This is a genomic window from Citrobacter freundii complex sp. 2024EL-00216 (genome assembly GCF_043945515.1).
GTDB lineage: Bacteria > Pseudomonadota > Gammaproteobacteria > Enterobacterales > Enterobacteriaceae > Citrobacter > Citrobacter portucalensis.
Genome location: NZ_JBIMRA010000055.1, coordinates 1 through 3,148, shown reverse-complemented (window position 1 = coordinate 3,148; position 3,148 = coordinate 1). Strand labels below are relative to the sequence as shown.

The 3,148-nt window shown below is 37.8% G+C and carries 2 protein-coding genes; both read left to right on the top strand.

Features of this window, described 5'->3' with window-relative positions; genetic code table 11:
• The first annotated feature begins 477 nt into the window (after positions 1 to 477).
• Positions 478 to 1,953, top strand: a complete 1,476-nt coding sequence (gene msr(E), locus ACHHZ7_RS25225; protein ID WP_000052512.1) for an ABC-F type ribosomal protection protein Msr(E) — start codon at positions 478 to 480, stop codon at positions 1,951 to 1,953.
• Positions 1,954 to 2,008: 55 nt separating this feature from the next.
• The gene (locus tag ACHHZ7_RS25220) at positions 2,009 to 2,893 is read left to right on the top strand and encodes an Mph(E) family macrolide 2'-phosphotransferase (RefSeq protein WP_000155092.1); all 885 of its coding nucleotides are present in this window, start codon (positions 2,009 to 2,011) and stop codon (positions 2,891 to 2,893) included.
• The last annotated feature ends 255 nt before the right edge of the window (positions 2,894 to 3,148 follow it).

Here is a 3,148-nt window from a genome sequence, read left to right as displayed (position 1 = left end):
GCCAGGCCTCAGCATTTTATTATGGTGATCCCCTGGGCGAAATGCGCCTGGTAAGCAGAGTTTTTGAAATGTAAGGCCTTTGAATAAGACAAAAGGCTGCCTCATCGCTAACTTTGCAACAGTGCCCTTTTAACAGTAAAGTTATCATAAAACTGAATTTTATTTTTTAGGTAAGTTTATGCATTCTATCCGCATTCGTTAAGACACAACTATTTGCATAGTGACACTATTTTATAATGGTGGGCTTTTGTTGTGTCTTTAAGAATATATGCGGATATATAAAGTAAAAGTATGCTTAATTTATAAGTATGCTTTTAGTGCATAGTTTCCAGTTATAACTTAATTGACTAGCTATTTGTCCACCCTGTGGATGAATAGCTTTTTTTTTGGGAGGACACTGTGATGCTAGCTTTTGTTTTCACCTAAATCCTGTTTGCTGCATAAAAAATTTCAAGAGCTAAACAGGAGTAAATAAAAATGAGTTTAATTATTAAAGCGAGAAACATACGCTTGGATTATGCTGGGCGTGATGTTTTGGATATTGATGAATTGGAAATTCACTCTTATGACCGTATTGGTCTTGTGGGTGATAACGGAGCAGGAAAGAGTAGTTTACTCAAAGTACTTAATGGCGAAATTGTTTTAGCCGAAGCGACATTACAGCGTTTTGGTGATTTTGCACATATCAGCCAACTGGGCGGAATCGAAATAGAAACGGTCGAAGACCGGGCAATGTTATCTCGCCTTGGTGTTTCCAATGTACAAAACGACACAATGAGTGGCGGAGAGGAAACTCGTGCAAAAATTGCTGCCGCATTTTCCCAACAAGTACATGGCATTCTAGCGGATGAACCAACCAGCCACCTTGATCTCAATGGAATAGATCTACTTATTGGTCAACTTAAAGCATTTGATGGAGCATTACTTGTTATCAGTCATGACCGATATTTTCTTGATATGGTTGTAGACAAGATATGGGAGTTAAAAGACGGTAAAATTACGGAATATTGGGGTGGTTACTCGGATTACTTGCGTCAAAAAGAAGAAGAGCGACAACACCAAGCCGTAGAATATGAGCTGATGATGAAGGAACGGGAGCGATTAGAATCTGCTGTGCAAGAAAAACGCCAGCAAGCTAATCGATTAGACAATAAGAAAAAAGGAGAAAAATCCAAAAACTCTACCGAAAGTGCTGGACGACTTGGGCATGCAAAAATGACTGGCACCAAGCAAAGAAAACTGTATCAGGCAGCTAAGAGTATGGAAAAGCGTTTGGCTGCATTAGAAGATATTCAAGCACCAGAGCATTTGCGTTCTATTCGTTTTCGTCAAAGTTCAGCCCTAGAACTGCACAATAAGTTCCCGATTACGGCAGATGGTCTGAGCTTAAAATTTGGTAGCCGTACTATCTTTGATGACGCTAACTTTATAATACCGCTTGGCGCTAAAGTCGCTATAACTGGATCGAATGGAACAGGGAAAACGTCCTTGTTAAAAATGATATCAGAACGTGCTGATGGATTAACCATATCTCCAAAAGCTGAAATTGGCTACTTTACACAAACAGGATATAAATTTAACACGCATAAATCTGTGCTCTCCTTTATGCAGGAAGAGTGCGAGTACACAGTTGCGGAAATTCGTGCAGTATTGGCTTCAATGGGGATCGGAGCGAATGATATTCAAAAAAACTTATCCGACTTATCGGGAGGTGAAATCATCAAACTGCTTTTATCCAAAATGCTTTTAGGAAAATATAATATTTTGCTTATGGATGAACCAGGAAACTATCTTGACCTAAAAAGTATTGCCGCATTAGAAACAATGATGAAGTCCTATGCAGGAACTATTATCTTCGTATCTCATGACAAGCAATTGGTCGATAATATTGCTGACATTATCTACGAGATCAAAGACCACAAAATCATCAAGACTTTTGAGAGAGATTGTTAATGATAGCCAATCTAATCCGAACATTAATTATTGAACTCTTTAAAGGAAATTAAAAATGACAATTCAAGATATTCAATCACTTGCTGAAGCACACGGCTTGTTGCTTACGGACAAAATGAATTTCAATGAAATGGGCATTGATTTTAAGGTCGTTTTTGCTCTTGATACAAAGGGGCAACAATGGTTGCTGCGTATTCCTCGTCGTGATGGCATGAGGGAACAAATCAAGAAAGAAAAACGCATTTTAGAATTGGTAAAAAAACATCTTTCTGTAGAGGTTCCTGATTGGAGAATTTCATCTACAGAATTAGTGGCTTATCCCATACTTAAAGATAATCCTGTTTTAAATTTGGATGCTGAAACCTATGAAATAATTTGGAATATGGACAAAGATAGCCCGAAATACATAACATCTTTGGCAAAAACCTTATTTGAAATCCATAGTATTCCTGAAAAAGAAGTTCGGGAAAATGATTTGAAAATTATGAAACCTTCAGATTTAAGACCTGAAATAGCAAACAATTTGCAGTTAGTAAAATCTGAAATTGGTATAAGTGAGCAATTGGAAACCCGCTACAGAAAATGGTTGGATAATGATGTTCTATGGGCAGATTTCACCCAATTTATACATGGCGATTTATATGCTGGGCATGTACTAGCTTCAAAGGATGGAGCTGTTTCAGGCGTTATTGATTGGTCAACAGCCCATATAGATGACCCAGCGATTGATTTTGCTGGGCATGTAACTTTGTTTGGAGAAGAAAGCCTCAAAACTCTAATCATCGAGTATGAAAAACTAGGGGGTAAAGTTTGGAATAAACTATATGAACAGACTTTAGAAAGAGCAGCGGCCTCTCCTTTGATGTATGGTTTATTTGCCTTAGAAACTCAAAATGAAAGCCTTATCGTTGGAGCAAAAGCTCAGTTGGGAGTTATATAATTTAAAAATATGATTGCTGAGAACTGCCTTGTTTTGAAACTTGGTTGGCTTTAATTAGTTTTTAGTATTCTTTATAGAAAATGCCTCGATCAAGGGGCATTTCTAACAATCATTTAACATAAAATTTCTGGCACTGTTGCAAAGTTAGCGATGAGGCAGCCTTTTGTCTTATTCAAAGGCCTTACATTTCAAAAACTCTGCTTACCAGGCGCATTTCGCCCAGGGGATCACCATAATAAAATGCTGAGGCCTGGC

Excerpts from the sequence above, each read along its gene's own strand:
- ACHHZ7_RS25220 (WP_000155092.1), top strand. The coding sequence starts at position 2,009 with ATGACAATTCAAGATATTCAATCACTTGCTGAAGCACACGGCTTGTTG.